Source organism: Methylobacterium sp. BTF04, assembly GCF_010692745.1.
Lineage (GTDB): Bacteria > Pseudomonadota > Alphaproteobacteria > Rhizobiales > Beijerinckiaceae > Methylobacterium.
Map to the genome: position 1 here is coordinate 1 of NZ_JAAHTB010000023.1, position 17,326 is coordinate 17,326.

The 17,326-nt window shown below is 68.8% G+C and carries 15 protein-coding genes and 1 pseudogene; 7 read left to right on the plus strand and 9 right to left on the minus strand.

Annotated elements, in window-relative coordinates; all coding sequences use genetic code 11:
* On the minus strand, nt 1-2,167 hold a 2,167-nt coding region (locus G3T14_RS14575; protein WP_281409814.1), incomplete at its 3' end, for a DNA translocase FtsK.
* Between the two features lie 176 nt (nt 2,168-2,343).
* Here G3T14_RS14575 and G3T14_RS14580 point away from each other — a divergent pair.
* From G3T14_RS14580 to G3T14_RS14590, 3 genes are all read left to right on the plus strand, one after another.
* A complete protein-coding gene (locus G3T14_RS14580) occupies nt 2,344-4,419 on the plus strand; it encodes an NAD(+) synthase (protein WP_246733351.1) in 2,076 nt (691 codons plus the stop codon).
* Between the two features lie 67 nt (nt 4,420-4,486).
* Nucleotides 4,487-4,717, plus strand: a complete 231-nt coding sequence (locus tag G3T14_RS14585; RefSeq protein WP_163643268.1) for a hypothetical protein — start codon at nt 4,487-4,489, stop codon at nt 4,715-4,717.
* Between the two features lie 251 nt (nt 4,718-4,968).
* Complete coding sequence (locus tag G3T14_RS14590) at nt 4,969-5,388, plus strand: PilZ domain-containing protein (protein WP_163643269.1); 420 nt, start codon at nt 4,969-4,971, stop codon at nt 5,386-5,388.
* Nucleotides 5,389-5,394: 6 nt separating this feature from the next.
* Here G3T14_RS14590 and G3T14_RS14595 read toward each other — a convergent pair whose 3' ends face one another.
* Entirely contained in the window at nt 5,395-5,871 is a 477-nt protein-coding gene (locus G3T14_RS14595; RefSeq protein ID WP_163643270.1) for an HIT family protein, read from the minus strand.
* A 141-nt stretch (nt 5,872-6,012) separates the two neighbouring features.
* Here G3T14_RS14595 and G3T14_RS14600 point away from each other — a divergent pair, with 141 nt between their 5' ends.
* A complete protein-coding gene (locus G3T14_RS14600) occupies nt 6,013-6,984 on the plus strand; it encodes a cation diffusion facilitator family transporter (protein ID WP_163643271.1) in 972 nt (323 codons plus the stop codon).
* On the opposite strand, the pseudogene G3T14_RS14605 reads toward G3T14_RS14600, so the two are convergent.
* From G3T14_RS14605 to G3T14_RS14635, 7 genes and pseudogenes are all read right to left on the minus strand, one after another.
* A pseudogene (locus G3T14_RS14605) lies at nt 6,963-7,475 on the minus strand (glutathione peroxidase). The gene G3T14_RS14600 and the pseudogene G3T14_RS14605 overlap by 22 nt on opposite strands.
* 126 nt (nt 7,476-7,601) lie before the next feature.
* Nucleotides 7,602-8,762 (minus strand): M20 aminoacylase family protein, encoded by a 1,161-nt coding sequence (locus G3T14_RS14610; RefSeq protein ID WP_163643272.1) that lies wholly within the window; start codon nt 8,760-8,762, stop codon nt 7,602-7,604.
* The gene (locus G3T14_RS14615; RefSeq protein ID WP_163643273.1) at nt 8,759-10,051 is read right to left on the minus strand and encodes a GNAT family N-acetyltransferase; all 1,293 of its coding nucleotides are present in this window, start codon (nt 10,049-10,051) and stop codon (nt 8,759-8,761) included. Before G3T14_RS14615 ends, G3T14_RS14610 begins: the two co-directional genes overlap by 4 nt.
* 164 nt (nt 10,052-10,215) lie before the next feature.
* Nucleotides 10,216-10,779 carry a DUF1993 domain-containing protein gene (locus G3T14_RS14620; protein WP_348645278.1) on the minus strand — a complete coding sequence of 188 codons (564 nt, stop codon included), beginning with the start codon at nt 10,777-10,779 and terminating at the stop codon, nt 10,216-10,218.
* A 173-nt stretch (nt 10,780-10,952) separates the two neighbouring features.
* Nucleotides 10,953-11,711, minus strand: a complete 759-nt coding sequence (locus G3T14_RS14625; RefSeq protein ID WP_163643274.1) for a glycerophosphodiester phosphodiesterase family protein — start codon at nt 11,709-11,711, stop codon at nt 10,953-10,955.
* Nucleotides 11,708-12,871, minus strand: a complete 1,164-nt coding sequence (locus tag G3T14_RS14630) for a hypothetical protein (RefSeq protein ID WP_163643275.1) — start codon at nt 12,869-12,871, stop codon at nt 11,708-11,710. The genes G3T14_RS14625 and G3T14_RS14630 overlap by 4 nt, the downstream gene beginning before the upstream one ends.
* A gap of 160 nt (nt 12,872-13,031) precedes the next feature.
* Complete coding sequence (locus G3T14_RS14635) at nt 13,032-13,505, minus strand: RidA family protein (protein WP_163643276.1); 474 nt, start codon at nt 13,503-13,505, stop codon at nt 13,032-13,034.
* Between the two features lie 251 nt (nt 13,506-13,756).
* Between G3T14_RS14635 and G3T14_RS14640 the strand changes: the two genes are divergently transcribed.
* The 3 genes from G3T14_RS14640 (at nt 13,757) to G3T14_RS14650 (ending at nt 17,256) form a co-directional block, all read left to right on the plus strand.
* Entirely contained in the window at nt 13,757-14,950 is a 1,194-nt protein-coding gene (locus G3T14_RS14640) for an aspartate aminotransferase family protein (protein WP_163643277.1), read from the plus strand.
* A 56-nt stretch (nt 14,951-15,006) separates the two neighbouring features.
* On the plus strand, nt 15,007-15,960 hold the full coding sequence (argF, locus tag G3T14_RS14645) for an ornithine carbamoyltransferase (RefSeq protein ID WP_163643278.1): 954 nt from the start codon (nt 15,007-15,009) through the stop codon (nt 15,958-15,960).
* Nucleotides 15,961-16,245: 285 nt separating this feature from the next.
* Nucleotides 16,246-17,256: an Hsp33 family molecular chaperone gene (locus tag G3T14_RS14650; RefSeq protein ID WP_163643279.1), complete on the plus strand. Its 1,011-nt coding sequence runs from the start codon at nt 16,246-16,248 to the stop codon at nt 17,254-17,256.
* Nucleotides 17,257-17,326: the final 70 nt, after the last annotated feature.

Sequence of the window (17,326 nt, forward strand, 5' to 3'; positions counted from 1 at the left end):
GCTTCATCCGGTAGAGCAGCGACAGGATCATGGTGTTGATCGCCACCGACTTGCCCGAGCCGGTGGTGCCCGCCACCAGCAGGTGGGGCATCTTCGCGAGATCCGCGATGATCGGCTCACCGCCGATGTTCTTGCCGAGGCACAAAGCGAGCTTGTGCTTGCTCATGCCGAAATCGGCCGAGGCGAGGAGTTCGCGCAAGTACACGGTCTCGCGGGTCTCGTTGGGCAGTTCGATGCCGATGACGTTGCGACCGGGCACAACGGCGACGCGGGCCGAGACCGCCGACATCGAGCGCGCGATGTCGTCCGACAGCGAGATCACGCGGCTCGACTTGGTACCGGGTGCCGGCTCGAGTTCGTAGAGCGTCACCACAGGTCCTGGGCGCACCGCGAGGATGTCGCCGCGCACGCCGAAATCCTGCACCGTCTGCTGGAGATTGAGCGCGTTCTGTTCGAGCACGTCGGCATCGACCTCCTCGGTGCCGGTGGCGGGCGGCTCGGCCAGGAGTTCGAGGGAGGGGTGCTCGTAATCCGCGTTCTCGATGAGCGATAGGGAGAGATGCCGGCCGGCGGCGATGAGGGTCGGGCGTTCGGGCAGGATGGCGCGCGGCACGGTGTAGGCCGGGGCGGCGAGGGCAATCACGGCAGCCGGCATATCCGGAACCGAAATGTCCGGGGCCGCGATGTCCTGCGCCGCGATGTCCTGCGCCACCGTCTCGGGCTCGGGAACGGGGACGGCCTCGACCACGGCCTCCTCGGGGGCGGCTACGCTTTTCGGGTTGCGCAGCAGGACGGTCCGCGCCGCGATCGCCGTGGGGACGAAGGCCGGTGCGATGGCCGTCGCCTCAACGGCAGGGGAGGGGGCTACGGGCCGGGCCATCCGGATGGCGGCCCGCGCCGCCATGGCGCTCAAGGCGGGCGAACGGGGCTGGAAGCGGGCCGCGTCGGGTTGGGGCGCTTCAGGCGCCGGCAGCAGCAGGATTTCGGCCGGAGCGGCGAACCGCACCGTATTGTCCTGGCCATCGGCGGGCGCCGGCGCACCGGCGCGGTCGAACTGCATCAGGCGCTCGAGGAGGTAGACCGGAGTGGTGGGCAGCGCGCGCAGCAGCGAGATGTCGACCGGCACGGTGGAAAAGCCGTCATCGGTGGCGACCCAGTCCGGCGCAGCCGCGCTCGGCACGGCCATGACGGCAGTGGCCTCGCGGGCGTCGGTCGATTCGGCATGGATCGCCGACCAGGCGTCGAGGGCGGCGGCGTCGCGGCCATCGAACCACGCATGGACTTCCGACCAATCCGGCACGTCCGACCAGTCGCGGTCGTCCGGGATCGCCTCGGAGGTTACCGGGACGGCCGCCACCGTGAGGGTCGCCGGCGGGGCGGCGGGCAGGGGGGCTTGCCGGCGGTCGGGGCTCCGGAAGAAGCGGACGCCGGGCGGCGGCACGTAGGGCCGGCGCCACAGCGGCTCGGGCGGAAGGGCCGCAGCGGCTTCGGCGGCCGCAGCGTCCAACGCGGCCTGACGGGCGATCTCGGCCTCAGCGGCGGCGCTGGCGGAGCGCTCGGCCTCGGCGCGTGCCAGTGCCTGGGCGTCGACGAGGGCCTGGGCCTCGGCCTGGACCGCACGCTCGGCATCGAGCGCGCGTTGGCGCCGCTCGTGCAGAACCGGGTCCGGAGTGCGGGTGTAGCGCACGGCGGGGGCCGGGGCGTCCCGCATCGGGTTCGGGATGGGACGGGGCGCGTCGCCTTCGGGCATGATCGCCGCCGGCCGTCGCGGGGTGCGCAGGAGGACGCGCGGACCGGCGGCATCGGCGTCGAGGTCCAGATCGTCGCGCGAATGGCCCAGGGCCACGGGCCGCATCGGGATCATATCGAGGGTCGCACGGTCGTCGAAGACGTGGTCGGGCCAGCCCTGCACCACCGGCGCGAGCCGATAGTCGGGGTTCCGGCCGACCAGGGTCTGTGGCGGGGTGAGCCAGGTCGGGGCCGGGCGGGTCGCCGCCACGGTGTAGTCCGGCCGCTGCGGCGGTCCGGCGAGACGGCGGGTGAGGGTGGCCCGCAGGTTCATCAACCGGTGCGCGAGGGCGCCGATCGACAGGCCGAGGCGGTCGCCGCCACGGACGGGACGAGAAGGATCACGATGGGAGTAGGGGAGCCGTCCCGATGCGCGCATGATTGGCCGGATGTACTCGAAACTGGTCCGCAGCCAGGAGAGGCGCGGTTCACGCCTGAGTTACGGCCATCGTCGTTAACAGACGCTTGCGCGGTCGTTTCGCAGTGCACAGGTGGAGGGAAGAGCCGGACCGGGGTAGGGTGGCCGCCATCGACCCCGCCGGAGTCCCCTCCCCCTTGGCCCGTTCTCCTTTGGTCCCACCCGCCGACCCCGCCGGACGCTTCCATTCGCTCTACGCCCACGGCTTTGCCCGCGTCGCCGCCTGCACCACGCGCAGTCACCCGGCCGACCCGGACCGCAATGCCGGCGAGATCCTGGATCTCTCCGCACGCGCACATGTGGCGGGGGCGGGCCTCGCGGTGTTTCCCGAACTCGGCGTCTCGGCCTACGCCATCGAGGACCTGCTGCTGCAGGCGACCGTGCTCGACGCCGTGGAGACGGCGCTCGCGCGGATCGTGGCGGCCTCCACCGACCTGATGCCGGTCCTGGTGGTCGGCGCGCCGCTCCGGTTCGGCCACCGGCTCTACAATTGCGCGCTCGCCATCCACCGCGGCACGCTGCTGGGCGTGATCCCGAAAAGCTACCTGCCGAACTACCGGGAATTCTACGAGAAGCGCCACTTCGCTTCCGGCGCGGGCATCACCGGCGAGACGATCCGTGTGGCCGGTCTCACGGCGCCGTTCGGCACCGACCTGCTGTTCACGGCCGACGACGTGGCCGGCTTCGTCCTCGGCGTCGAGGTCTGCGAGGACCTGTGGGTGCCCGCCTCCCCCGGCACCGATGCGGCGCTGGCCGGCGCCACCATCCTGGCCAACCTCTCGGGCAGCCCGATCACGGTGGGCCGGGCGGATTCGCGCGCGCTGCTGTCGCGCGCCGCCTCGATGCGGTGCCTGTGCGCCTACGTCTACGCCGCGGCGGGGCTGGGCGAATCCACCACCGACCTGTCCTGGGACGGGCAGACCAGCATCGACGAGAACGGCGTCAGGCTGGCCGAGGGGGCGCGCTTTTCCTCCGAGCCGGTGCTCACGCTGGCCGACATCGATCTCGGCATGCTGGCCCAGGAGCGGCTCCAGGCCGGCAGCTTCGACGACAATGCGCGGGGGCGGACCCTCGCCTACCGGCGGATCGGTTTCCGACTCGATCCGCCCTCCGCCGATCTCGGCCTGATGCGCCGGGTCGAGCGGTTTCCGTTCGTGCCGGCCGACCCGGCCCGCCTCGCGCAGGATTGCTACGAAGCCTACAACATCCAGGTCGCGGGGCTCGCCCAGCGGCTGGAGGCCACGGGGACGAGAAAAGCGGTCATCGGCGTCTCGGGTGGCCTCGATTCGACCCACGCGTTGATCGTCGTCGCGAAAGCCTTCGACCGGCTCGGTCTCCCGCGCGAAAACATCCTGGCCTACACGCTCCCGGGCTTTGCCACCTCGGACGGCACCAAGGCCAACGCCCATGCGCTGATGGACGCGCTCGGCACCACCGCCCGCGAGATCGACATTCGCGATACCGCCAGCCTGATGCTGAATGAGATGGGCCACCCGTTCGGACGGGGCGAGCCGGTCTACGACGTCACCTTCGAGAACGTGCAGGCGGGGCTGCGTACCGACTACCTGTTCCGGCTCGCCAACCAGAACGGCGCCATCGTCATCGGCACCGGCGACCTGTCGGAACTGGCGCTCGGCTGGTGCACCTACGGGGTCGGCGACCAGATGAGCCATTACGGCGTCAATGCCGGGGTGCCCAAGACCCTGATCCAGCACCTGATCCGTTGGGTGATCGGCTCACGTCAGTTCACGCCGGAGGTGGGGGTCACGCTCGACGCCATCCTGGGCACCGAAATCTCGCCCGAACTGGTGCCGGTTGAAGCCGGCGCGACCCCGCAGAGCACGCAGGCCGTCATCGGCCCCTACGCGCTGCAGGATTTCACCCTGTACTACACGCTGCGGCACGGCTTTCCGCCCTCCAAGATCGCCTTCCTGGCGCTTCGGGCCTGGGGCGATGCGGAGACCGGAGATTGGCCGGCCGATTTCCCGGAGGAGGAACGCCGGGCCTATGCGCTTCCCGAGATCCGAGCCTGGCTCACAGTATTCCTGAAGCGCTTCTTCGGGTTCAGCCAGTTCAAGCGCTCGGCCTTGCCCAACGGCCCGAAAGTCTCGTCGGGGGGCGCCCTGTCCCCGCGCGGCGATTGGCGCGCGCCGTCCGACGGCAATGCCCGCATTTGGCTCGACGAACTGGCCCGCAACGTTCCGGAGACATGAGGAACACAGTGCTGTCCGATTGCCCGGCTAGGCCGTATGGTGAGCGGGGCGAATCGGAGCTTGACCGATGCAGAATTACAACGTCTTCTGCTTGAGAACCATTGCGGGCCTGTGCTGCGCCGTACCGGAGAGCCGGATCGTCCCCCACTTCGTCGGCGGCGGAGCCTGGGCATTCGGGTACAAACTCGACGGCATGGGCAGCGCGCCGCTCGAATTCGACGACCGGGCGGCCGAGACCGCCGTGCGCTTCAATGGGTTCTACCTGTTCCAGACCATGGACAAGGCGTTCCTCGGCTAGGGCCTCGACCCGAGGCGTCGCGTCCGGTTGCCGGCAGAAGCCGCGGCGAAAACGAGAACCGACCCGTTCGTACCGGAATCGTATCCGGTGCGATGCTGTCGATGGCGAGACCTCTAGACCGCTCGAAACCGGAAAGCGCCACGTCCATCGACGCGGCCGCTCACGAATCCGTTGTTCCGGCGATCATTCCTTAACGGGCGGCGTGCAACTCTCCGCATCAGCGCTTGAGGGCGGAGCCGGAGACCGACCGCATGTCGGAAAATCGCAAAGAAACGCGGCAGAGGACGTTCCTCAAGGGCCGGATCCTCTTCAACAAGGGCGCGTCGAGCATGGATTGCCTCGTGCGCGACCTGTCCGGGGCCGGTGCGCGCCTTGCGTTGACCGAGACGTCCACGCTGCCCGATGCGTTCGACCTCTACATCCCGCAGAAGGATAAGACCTATCGCTCGGCCCTGATCTGGCGCCGGGACGACGCCGTCGGGATCACCTTCGTCGACGAGGCGGCACCAGTGCCCATCCCGGTCGCCGCCGCGCTACAGGCCACCCCCGACGATTCCGCCGCGATGCTGATACTGATGCGCCGGGTCAGCGAACTCGAAGCCGAGAATGCGGCGCTGCGCCGGCTCCTCACCAGCCTGCCGGCGGGCGGCGGTTCGGCCAGCCCCGCCTGAACCGGATCAGCCGGCATCCAGCGCCGCGCGAATGCGCGCAGCATGGTCCTTGAGCACGCTCTGATCGGCCATCCCGCCCGTGTGTCGCTGCAGCGCCACGCCGTCGAAACGCGGCAGGATGTGGACGTGGAGATGGAACACCGTCTGCCCGCCCGCCGGCTCGTTGTACTGGAACACCGTCAGACCGTCGGCGGCGAATGCCGTCTTCACCGCGCCCGCCACGCGCTGCACCGTGGCCATCACCGCCGCGAGCGAGGCCGGATCGGCATCGAGCAGTCCCCGTGCCGGGGCCTTGGGGATCACCAGCGTATGCCCGTCGCCCTGGGGCATCACGTCCATGAAGGCCAGGGTGTGTTCATCCTCGTAGACGGTCTGGGCCGGAATCTCCCCGCGCAGGATCTTGGCGAAGACGTTGTCGGGCTCGTAGATCGGCGAATTTTGGGCTGGGGAATCTTGAGCTGAGGAATCTTGGGCTGAAGACATTGCGGCCGGCTCCGGTCGGGGTTCGATCGGCGCGCACGATGCACAGGCGGCAGGCTGGCGTCCACCGGGCGCGAACCACGGCGCGCGCCGTGCGTTGCCGGCGCGACACGCGATCCCCCCGCCAGAGAGACAGCCCACCGCATGGCCCATGACAGCACGCGCGCCATCTACACCGCGGCCGGGGCCAACCTCGCCATCGCGGTCGCGAAGTTCGTCGGCGCCTTCTTCACCGGCTCGTCGGCCATGCTCGCGGAGGGTGTCCACTCGATGGTGGACACCACCAACCAGATCCTGCTGCTGGTGGGCATGAAGCGGGCGCAGCGCCCGGCGGATGCCAAGCATCCGTTCGGCTACGGCCGGGAGATCTACTTCTACGCCTTCATCGTCGCGCTGTTCATCTTCCTCGGCGGCGGCGCCTTCGCGGTCTACGAGGGCATCCACAAGCTGCATTATCCCGAGCCGGTGTCGGACGCGCACCTCTTCGGCCACGTGATCCCCGGCCTCTGGATCAATGTCGGAATCCTCGGCTTCGCGGTGCTGGCGGAGGGCACCTCTTGCGCCGTGGCGCTCAGATCGTTCTGGGCCGAGAAGGGCAGCCGTCCTCCGATCACCGCGATCCGCCGCAGCAAGGATCCGGCCCTGTTCACGGTGCTGATCGAGGACGTCGCCGCCCTGATGGGCCTCGTGGTGGCGCTTGCGGGGGTGATCCTGGGGCATGTCCTCGACAGGCCCGACCTCGACGGCTGGTCCTCCATTGCCATCGGGGCGATCCTGATCGGGATGGCGGCTTTCCTGATGATCGAGACCCACGGCCTGCTCATCGGCGAGGCGGCCGACCCGGACCTGGTCGCCGCGATCCGCGAGGTGGTGCGGACCGAGCCCGGCGTGCACCACGTCAACGCCGTCCTGACCCAGCATATGGGCCCGTCCGACATCCTCGTGAACATCAGCCTCGACATGGACGACACCCTGAGCGCCGGTGCCATCGAGGCGATGGTCGGGCGCCTGGAGGGTAAGCTCAAGGCCCGCAGCCCCGACGTGACACGGGTGTTCATCGAGGTGCAGGCGCGGGCGATCGCAGCGGCGGCGGCCTATTCGGGCGCGGGCGCCTGAGGATCAGGCTTCGCCAGCGCGGCGGCGATCGCGGCCTCCAGATCCGCCGGCTTCGTCTGGGGCGGATAGCGCGCGATCACCCGTCCGTCGCGGCCGACGAGGAACTTCGTGAAATTCTACTTGATCGCCTGCGTACCGAGCAAGCCGGGCTTTTCCCGCTTGAGATGGACGAAGACCGGATCGGCACCGGCCCCGTTGACGGCGACCTTGGCGAGAATCGGAAACGTCACGTCGTAGGTCTGGCTGCAGAACCGGGCGACGTCATCGACATCGCCCGGCTCCTGCGCGCCGAACTGATTGCAGGGAAAGCCGAGCACCACGAAGCCCGCATCGCGATGCGTGCGCCACAATGTCTCGAGGCCCGCATATTGGGGCGTGAATCCGCACTGTGAGGCCGTGTTGACGACGAGCACGACCCGCCCGCGATGGTGCGCCAGCGGATAGGGCACGCCATCGGCAGCCAAGGGCGTGAGGTCGTACAAAACTGTCATTGCGCGGCGGCTCGCTCCGGCTGGCAGAGACCCATCCCATCCGCCCGAACATAACCGCTGGTTGTGCGGCGCGACAGCCCTCGATCCCCGTCTGGACGAGGATTCTGTGCTGTCGCAGCCGATGGGTCAGGCGGCGCTGCGCCGTTCGACGAGGCGAGCGAGGAAGGCGGCGCCCAGGGGCAGGATGGTGTCGTCGAAATCGAAGCTGGCATTGTGCAGGCCGGGGCCGGGGGTCGAGCCGATCCACGCATAGGCACCCGGCACGCGGGCGACCATGTCGGCGAAATCCTCGCTGCCCATCCGGGGCCTGGACTCGGCGTCGACCTGCTCGGGACCGAACAGTTCACGACCGATCTCGGCCGCGGCCGCCGCATGCTCGGGGCTGTTCGTCAGCACCGAGAACACGTCGCGGATATCGACGTCGATGGTGGCGCCGTAGGCGGCCGCGAACCCGGCCGCCAATTCACGGATGCGGGCCGAGATCAGAATGCGCAGATCGGCGTCGAAGGTCCGCACCGTGCCGGTGATGTGGGCGCTCTCCGGAATGACGTTGTAGGCGGCGCCCGCGTGGATCTGCGTCACGGAGAGGACCGCGCTCTTCAACGGATCGGCGTTGCGGGAGACGATGGACTGCATCGCCTGGACCAGGGCGGTGGCGACGATGATCGGGTCGATGCCCTGGTGCGGCTGGGCCGCGTGCGCACCGCGACCGATGACGCGGATGTCGAAGAAGTCGGCCGCCGCCATGGCCGGGCCGGGGCGCAGCTTGATCTGCCCGTGCGGACCGTTGGGCTGGTTGTGGATCGCGAAGATCTCGTCGCAGGGAAATCTTTCGAAGAGCCCGTCGGCGATCATCGCGCGGGCGCCGCCGCGGCCTTCCTCGGCCGGCTGGAAGACGAAGACCGCCGTGCCGTCGAAGTCGCGGGTCTCGGCGAGGTAGCGGGCGGCGCCCAGCAGCATGGTGGTGTGGCCGTCGTGGCCGCAGGCGTGCATCTTGCCGGGACTCGTCGAGCGGTAGGGAAGGTTGGTCTCCTCCTCGATCGGGAGCGCATCCATGTCGGCGCGCAAGCCGATGCGCCGGCCGCCACCGGAGCGCCCCTCCAGGATGCCGACCACGCCGGTGCCGCCGATGCCCCGGTGGGTGGTGATGCCGTAGCGCTCGAGCTGCTCGGCGACGATGCCGGAGGTGCGCACCTCTTCGAAGCCGAGTTCGGGATGGGCATGGAAGTCGCGCCGCAGGGTCACGAGTTCGTCGGCATAGGTCTTGATGTGGTCGATCGGATTCACGCGGGATCCTCGGATGTGGGCTCGGGGCGATCGAGGGCAGGCAAGTCGGGTGCCGCGTTCTCTCCGGAAACCTCGGCCTCGCGCCGGAACGGCGTCAGGGTGCCGAGGACTTCGGCGGCCTCGACCACGTGGCTGCGTTCGCGCTCGAGATAATCGGCCACCGCCCGGCGCAGGGCCGGATCGGCGATATCGTGGGCCGAGTGCATCAGCACCGGCCGGTAACCGCGCGCCAGCTTGTGCTCGCCCTGCGCCCCGGCCTCGACCCGCTTGAGCCCGCGCGCGATCGCGAAATCGATGGCCTGATAGTAGCAGACCTCGAAATGCAGGAACGGGTGGTCCTCGGTACAGCCCCAGTTGCGGCCGTAGAGTGCGACGTCGCCGATGAAGTTGATCGCGCCGGCGATGATGCGGCCCTCGCGCCGCGCCATCACCAGCAGGATGCGCTCGGGCATGCGCTCGCCGATGAGCCCGAAGAACTTGCGGTTGAGGTAGGGCCGGCCCCATTTGCGCGCGCCGGTATCCGAATAGAATTCGTAGAACGCATCCCAATGGGCGGCCGTCAGGTCGGCGCCGGTGAGATGCTCGATGGTGATGCCGTTGGCGAGAGCGTCGCGGCGCTCGCGCCGGATGACCTTGCGCTTGCGCGAGGCCAGCGCCCCGAGAAAGTCTTCGAAGGTCGCGTAGCCGGCATTGTCCCAGTGGAATTGCTGGTCGACCCGCTGGAGGAAGCCCAGGGCTCCGGCCTGATCCCACTCACGCTCCTGCATGAAGGTGACGTGGACCGAGGACGCCTTGGTCTCGGCGCGCAGGGCTCTCAGCCCGGCGACGAGGGCGGAGGCCGCCGCGTTCACGTCCTGCCCCGGCGCGATCAGGAAGCGCGGGCCGGTGACGGGGGTGAACGGCACGCTGACCTGGAGCTTGGGATAGTAGCTGCCCCCGGCGCGTTCGTAGGCGTCGGCCCAGCCATGGTCGAAGACGTACTCGCCCTGGCTGTGCGATTTCAGGTAGCACGGCGCCACCCCGACGAGGCGGCCCTCGCGCTCCACCGCCACGTGCAGCGGCAGCCAGCCGGTCTTGCGCGAGACGCAACCGGAATCCTCCATCGCCGACAGGAAGGCGTAGGAGGTGAACGGGTTGTAGGTCTCGTCGCCCCCCGACAGGGTCTCGGGCGAGGTGGCGCAGGCATCCCAATCGGCCGCCGAAATCTGGCCGAGCCCCGCGACCGCCCGCACCTGCAGTTCCGTCACGATCTCGGCCGGAGCGCCGGGTGTTTGGCCGGATGTATCCATGACGCTCAATCTAGCTCCCGAGGGCAGGGGGGCAAGCACGGCACGACGGCCGACACCGTCGCAGTTGGGTTCGCGGTGGTCGGCGGGCCTGCCCTCGGATCGCTGCGCGCCAGCTCAGATCAAGAGCCGGCGCGGAGCGGACTTCGTCGTCGCCTAGTCCGAGATCAGCTCTGCGGCAGGGTGCCGGGCCGGAGATAGGCGAACATGTGCGGAACGTAATCCGCCTTACCAAGCACGACATGATGGCTGCGCAAGATCGCACAGGCGGTAACGAGGGGAAAATAGAACTGAGCCTGCGCCCAGTCGCGCGCATATTGTTCGCCGGTCATGTCGAAGACCATACCGTTCGGAAGTGCGAGCGGAATCGCCATCTGGCCGCCGGCATCGAGGGCTTCCGGCGCGAGACCACGCAGCCGAGAAAGCGCCTCGTCGATGCGGGCGCGTGCATCCGCCATCGAACCCGGCTGGTCACCACCCTGGAATCCCTCCTTCGCCAGATCGTCCAGGCCGGCCGGCAACGGCTCACACCGGAGGCGAAACGTCGCTTCCTGCACCTGCAGACAGGCAAAACGAATTTGGGACGACAGCGGAAACATGTCGGGAGCCAGTCGCGCCGACATCAGCGCTTCGCACTCGTCGAGAGGCAACTGCTCCTGCGCTTTTTGGAGCCATCCCGACATGGCTATGAGCATCTGGGAATACGCTGGGACGAGAAAATTTGTCAGCACAATCAAGGCTCCTCATCGGGCCCACACCTGACCGGGGTCGAACGCATTTCAGGCTGATCGCCGGGCAGCTCACTCCCTACGAATGACGGTCAGGACCTGAAAACCGTCCCTCATCGACTGCGGTGCCTGCGATCCGAAAGCAGGACAGCCGCCAGCGGTGCCGAGACACGTCCTCAGGGCAAAAACCCCTCGAACACCATCTGGTCGGCCTGCGCCTGCGCCAGCGCCCGCTGGTCGGGTGTGCGCACCGTCCAGGTCATCACCGGCATCCGCCCGAGCAGGCGGCACAGGTAGGGCGGGGCCGATTGCAGGTCGTCCACCCGCCAGGACAGAAAGTCCGGCCGGCTCTCGGAGAGATGGAGCAGGTTGGAAAGCGAGCGGCGCTGGGTTTCGGTCATCAGCGCGTAGCTCGGGTCGTCCTGGCGGGTCTCCCCGACGAGGCCGCGCGGCGTTCCGGGGGCGAGGTCGTGCAGGGCGGCGACGAGGCCCGGATCGAAGGATTTCAGCGCCACCGGGCCGTCATAGGCGGAGACGATCGCGGCGACGCGCCGGGTCAGGGCGAGGTCGCCGGAAAAGCGCGATTTGATCTCGACGATCAGCGGCGTGCGCCCGGCGATCGTCGCGAGGAACGCCGGCAGGGTCGGAATCCGCTCCTGCGTGCCGGCGACCGCGAGCCCGGACAGAGCGGCGGCCGACAGCGCGGAGACCTTGGCCTCCGCCGCGGTCAGGCGCCCGAGCGCCTCGTCGTGAAACACCATCGCCTCGCCATCGGCGCTGATCTGGACGTCGCATTCGATGGCGTAGCCGGCCCGGATCGCGGCCTCCGCCGCCGCCATCGTATTCTCGGGCACGCCGACCGTCCGGTCGTGCAGGCCGCGATGGGCGATCGGCCGGGCGGTGAGCCAGGGGGGCGTGGTCGCGGTGCCGGTCATCGGGGGGCGGTGCCGTCGCTGGGGGCACGCTTGCGCAGCACCATGTCGCCCCGCAACAGAAACTTCTGCGCCCGCTTTCCGGTATCGACCTCGGTGGTGAAGACGCTGCCGTGGGAATCGACCGCGAGGTTGTGGACCCAGTGGAAATCCCCGGCCATGCGGCCGTTGCGGCCGAAGGCGCCCACCGTTTGTCCGGTCTCGCGCAGGAGCGTGCGCACCTCGTTGTTGGCGCCGTCGGCGTTGAGGAGGTAGGTCTGCGCCGCGTCGGGCCAGAGGGCGAGTTCCCAGACCGAGCCGTTGGCGCGGGTGGCCGCCTCGACGAGGAACTCCTTCACGAAGCGGCCGTCCTTGTGGAACACCTGGATGCGATCGTTGGCGCGGTCGCAGACATAGACCAGCCCGTCGCGGGCGATCTTCACGCAATGGACCGGGTTCGAGAACTGACGCGCCGGTGCGGCGGCCGGGTCGTAGGGCGGCAGCTTTTCGTCGGTGGGCGGCTCGCCATAGGCGCCCCAATGGCGCTTGTAGGCACCGGTCTGCATGTCGAAGACGATGATGCGGTGGTTGTAATAGCCGTCGGCGACGTAGACCTCGCGGGCCTCTGCATCGAAGTCGACATTGGCGGGGCGTCCGAGGCGGGTGAGATCGCTCGAATTCGTCTGCGCCCCGGACTTGCCGATCTGCAGGACGAAGCGGCCGTCGGCGGTGAATTTCAGGAGCTGGCCGTCATTGGGACCGTTGCCGGCGATCCAGACGAAGCCCTGCGGATCGATCTGGATGCCGTGCTCGTTCTCGGGCCAGTCGTAGCCGTCGCCAGCCCCGCCCCAGCTCCGCAGCAGCGTCCCGTCCTGGGCGAATTCGAGCACAGGGGGCGCCGGCCGGCAGCATTTGGTGCGCGGCGGGTCGAGGCTCGCCGCCTTCTCGTCGTCGGTGAGGGTACGCGGCCGCTGCAGAACCCAGACGTGGTCCTGCGCATCCACGGCCACGCCGGAGGCCTGGCCCATGATCCAGTCGTTGGGCAGCGGTTTCGGCCAGGATGGATCGACCTGGAAGCGCGGGATCTCGCTGGAGATACCGGGCGGCTTCGGGTCGTCGCCGGCGGCGTGAGCGAGAATCGGGATGCCCAGGACCAGAAGTCCGACGAGAACGGTTCCGCGCATGCATCCTCCCGGTGACGTCTGTCGCGCCTCGGGCAAGGCTACAGGGTTTTTAGGGAAGGCGGACCCGGCGCGGATGCGGAAAACACCGCCATCGCAAACAAAACAGCCGGTTCCGTCGCGACGGAACCGGCTCCCGAATCGGCAGCGGACGCGGCGCGCGCTACTTGACCTCGAACATCGCCTCGACCTCGACCGCCGCGTCGAGGGGCAGTTCGGCGACGCCGACGGTGGAGCGGGCGTGGCGGCCCTTGTCGCCGAGGATCTCGACCATGAAGTCGGAGGCGCCGTTCATGATGCCGGCGAGGCCGGCGAAGCTCGGCACCGCATTGATGAAGCCGCCGAGCCGCACGCATTGCACGACGCCGTGGTCGAGATCGCCCACCGCTGCCTGCATCTGCGCCAGCACGTTGAGGGCGCAGAGACGCGCGGCGGCGATCCCGTCCTCCACCGAGACGTCGGCACCGAGTTTGCCCTTGTGGGCATCGGCCAGCTTGCCATCGAGGCCGAAGCAGATCTGGCCCGAGATCACCACCAAGTTGCCGGTGCGCACGAACGGCACGTAGTTCGCGACAGGAGCGGCCGCCTTCGGCAGGGTGAGGCCCAGGGCTTCGAGGCGTTCCTTGACCGTGCTCATCGGTAGATCCTGTCAAATGCAATCGGCGATGCCGCGGCTCTGAGCACTTCCGCGCGCGGGGCGCAAGGCATTGTCCAGCGGTCCCGGAAAACAGCCTAATCTGAAGGCATGTCAGGGATGTGAACCTGTCCTGTCATTGACAGAATTGGGCTTTTCTCTAGTAATCGCGCCCGTGCCGCCCCCTCCGAGGCGGCACTTTCATTTGGTACGGTCGCGGTCTCGCGTGCCCGTCGAGACACGGAGTCGGGATCGTGACATCCGCCCTTCTGCCGAACTATGCCCGGGCTCCCATCGCCTTCGAGCGCGGTGAGGGCGCATGGCTCGTAGCGCGCGGCGGCGAGCGATACCTCGATTTCGGGGCCGGCATCGCGGTGAATGCGCTGGGTCACGCCCACCCGCACCTGGTGGAAGCCCTGACGACCCAGGCGCAGAAACTCTGGCACACCTCGAACCTGTTCGAGATTCCCGACGGCGAGCGGCTGGGCCGGCGCCTCGTCGACGCGACCTTCGCGGACGTGGCCTTCTTCGCCAATTCGGGGGCCGAGGCCAACGAGGCCGCGATCAAGATGGCGCGGAAATACCATGCGGTGGCCGGGCACCCGGAGCGTTTCCGGATCATCACCTTCGAGGGCGCGTTCCACGGACGCACGCTGGCGACCATCGCGGCCGGCGGCCAGCAGAAGTACATCGAGGGCTTCGGCCCGAAGGTGGACGGATTCGACCAGGTCCCGACCGGCGACTTTCCCGCTCTCGAGGCCGCTATCGGCCCCGAGACCGCGGCGCTGATGATCGAGCCGATCCAGGGCGAGGGCGGCGTGCGGGTGATCCCACACCAGGACCTGCACCGCCTGCGTGCGCTCTGTGACGCGCACGGCCTGCTCCTGATCATGGACGAGGTCCAGACCGGCGTCGGGCGCACGGGCAAGTTCTTCGCGCATGAATGGTCGGGCGTGACGCCCGACATCATGAGCGTGGCCAAGGGCATCGGTGGCGGCTTTCCGCTGGGCGTCTGCCTCGCCACCGCCGAGGCCGCCCGCGGCATGACCGCCGGCACCCACGGCACCACCTTCGGCGGCAACCCGCTCGCCATGGCGGTGGGCAACGCCGTGCTCGACGTGGTGCTGGCCGACGGCTTCCTCGACCACGTGGCGCAGATGGGCCTGCTGCTGAAGCAGCGCCTCGCCGCCGTGATGGACCGCCACCCCGGCATCATCACCGAGATTCGCGGCGATGGGCTGATGCTCGGCCTGAAGCTCGCCGTGCCCAACACCAGCTTCGCGGCCGCGGCACGCGAAGCGCATCTGCTCGTGATCCCGGCCGGCGACAACGTGGTCCGGCTGCTGCCACCCCTCATCGTCACCGCGGCGGACGTGGCCGAGGCCGCCGCACGCCTCGACCAGACGGCGGCCAGCCTCGAGACCCACGCGAGCGGGGCGGCGGCGTGATGGCCGGCCCCGACACGACCGCCTCCAAAACGAACCGTCAGACGAAGAACGGATCCATGACCGCGACGCAGAACGGGACCGGACACGGAACCCGCCATTTCCTCGACCTGAAGGACTTTTCGCCCGAGCAGTTGCGGACGGTTCTCGACGCCGCCGCCGCGATCAAGGCCCACCGCCGCAAGGGCGAACGCGCGGCCGAGCGTCCGCTCGTCGGCAAGACCCTGGCGATGGTGTTCGACCGGCCGTCCACCCGCACCCGGGTCTCGTTCGACGTGGCCATGCGCGAACTCGGGGGCGAGACCCTGATGCTCACCGGCAGCGAGATGCAGCTTGGCCGCGGCGAGACCGTGGCCGACACCGCCCGCGTGCTGTCGCGCTATGTCGACGCGGTGATGATCCGCATCCTCGACCACGATCTGATGCTGGAACTCGCGCATTATGCCGAGGTGCCGGTGATCAATGCGCTCACCAAGGTCTCGCACCCGTGCCAGATCATGGCGGACGTGCTGACGTTCGAGGAGCACCGCGGGCCGATCAAGGGCCGCACCATCGCCTGGTCGGGGGATGCCAACAACGTGCTGGCGTCGTGGGCGCACGCCGCCGCGCGGTTCGACTTCACTCTGAACATCGCCGCGCCGCCGGAATTGGCGACACCGCCGGCCCTGCTCGCCTGGGCCAAGGACCAGGGCGCCACCATCAACGTCACCACCGACCCTTACGAGGCGGTGGATGGTGCCGATGCGGTGGTGACCGATTGCTGGGTCTCCATGGGCGACGAGGACGACACCCACCGCCACAATCTGCTCTCGCCCTATCGGGTCGATGCCAAGCTGATGGCGGCGGCGGACAAGGACGCGATCTTCATGCACTGCCTGCCGGCCCATCGCGGCGAGGAAGTCACCGCCGACGTCATCGACGGCCCGCAATCGGTGATCTTCGACGAGGCCGAGAACCGCCTGCATGCGCAGAAGGGGATTCTGGCGTGGTGCCTCGGGGCGAACGGGCTTTAGCCCCGGTCGCGTGCGCGGCCTCCACGTCCTATATGGGCGGAAGCCGGTCGGGCGGTCGTCCAGAGGCGTGAGTTCATCCCCACGGCGTTGAACTCAGGCCGACACGTCGGGACGATCGTCGAACGCACCGCGATGAAAGACATATCAACCCCGTTGGTCCGGGGGTCCGAAGGCGAGCCCAGCATCCAGGAACACAGGTCGCGACGGCTGCAGCGCGAGGCGTGGTTCCGGATTGCGGGTTCTGCTGCGCGACCTCGGACTGACCTGGAGGGTATCGGAGACGCCATGACCGCTGGACACGACACGCCTTCGCAGATTTCCGCCATCGACGGCGACGACGATGTGGTGCTGCCCTTCGCCGTGGAAGCCCTCGACGTGCGCGGCCGGGTGGTGCGCCTCGGCCCGTCCGTGGACACCATCCTGCGCCGACACGGCTACCCGGACCCGGTGGCGCGGCTGCTCGGGGAGGCGGCGGCGCTCACGGTGCTGCTCGGCTCGTCGTTGAAGTTCGAGGGCCGGTTCCAGCTCCAGACCAAGACCGACGGCCCGGTGGAGATGATCGTCGTCGATTTCGAGGCCCCCGACCGATTGCGCGCCACGGCGCGCTTCGACGCGGATCGCGTCCAGGCGCTGGGAAGCACGCCTCTGAAGAGCCACGACCTGATCGGGCAGGGGCACCTCGCCATGACCATCGACCAGGGGCCGCAGAGCAGCCGCTACCAGGGCGTGGTCGCGCTGGAGGGACAGAGCCTGGAGGAGGCGGCCCACCAGTATTTCCGCCAGTCCGAGCAGATTCCGACGCAGGTCCGCCTCGCGGTGGCGGAGGAATTCGCGAACGGCAGCACCACCTACCGGGCCGGCGGCCTCCTGGTGCAGTTCCTGCCGCAATCCATCGATCGGGCGCGGCTCGCCGACCTGCCGCCCGGCGACATCCCCGAGGGCCACGCCCATTTCGACGCGCAGGGCGTGGCCGAGGACGATGCCTGGGTCGAGGCGCGCAGTCTCGTCTCCACCATCGAGGACCACGAACTCGTGGATCCGGCGGTCTCCTCCGAGCGCCTGCTCTACCGCCTGTTCCACGAGCGCGGGGTGCGGGTGTTCGAGGCCCAGGCGGTGCGCGAGCAATGCCGCTGTTCGCCCGAGCGGGTGATGGCGATGATCGTCTCGTTCTCGCCCCAGGAGCGCAGGGACATGGTCGCCGATGACGGCCGCATCGGCATCACCTGCGAGTTCTGCTCGCGCCGTTACGACCTCGACCCGGCGGCGGTGGAGACGCAGGTGACAGCGCAGGGCTGAGCCTCGGAGTAACCCTCCCCCCTCTGCGGGGGAGGATGGTCGCGCAGTGACCGGGAGAGGGGCAGCACCC

Excerpts from the sequence above, each read along its gene's own strand:
- G3T14_RS14625 (WP_163643274.1), bottom strand. The coding sequence starts at position 11,711 with ATGACCGGCACCGCGACCACGCCCCCCTGGCTCACCGCCCGGCCGATC.
- G3T14_RS14600 (WP_163643271.1), top strand. The coding sequence starts at position 6,013 with ATGGCCCATGACAGCACGCGCGCCATCTACACCGCGGCCGGGGCCAAC.
- G3T14_RS14650 (WP_163643279.1), top strand. The coding sequence starts at position 16,246 with ATGACCGCTGGACACGACACGCCTTCGCAGATTTCCGCCATCGACGGC.
- G3T14_RS14635 (WP_163643276.1), bottom strand. The coding sequence starts at position 13,505 with ATGAGCACGGTCAAGGAACGCCTCGAAGCCCTGGGCCTCACCCTGCCG.
- G3T14_RS14585 (WP_163643268.1), top strand. The coding sequence starts at position 4,487 with ATGCAGAATTACAACGTCTTCTGCTTGAGAACCATTGCGGGCCTGTGC.
- G3T14_RS14630 (WP_163643275.1), bottom strand. The coding sequence starts at position 12,871 with ATGCGCGGAACCGTTCTCGTCGGACTTCTGGTCCTGGGCATCCCGATT.
- G3T14_RS14595 (WP_163643270.1), bottom strand. The coding sequence starts at position 5,871 with ATGTCTTCAGCCCAAGATTCCTCAGCTCAAGATTCCCCAGCCCAAAAT.
- G3T14_RS14615 (WP_163643273.1), bottom strand. The coding sequence starts at position 10,051 with ATGGATACATCCGGCCAAACACCCGGCGCTCCGGCCGAGATCGTGACG.
- argF (WP_163643278.1), top strand. The coding sequence starts at position 15,007 with ATGACCGCGACGCAGAACGGGACCGGACACGGAACCCGCCATTTCCTC.
- G3T14_RS14590 (WP_163643269.1), top strand. The coding sequence starts at position 4,969 with ATGTCGGAAAATCGCAAAGAAACGCGGCAGAGGACGTTCCTCAAGGGC.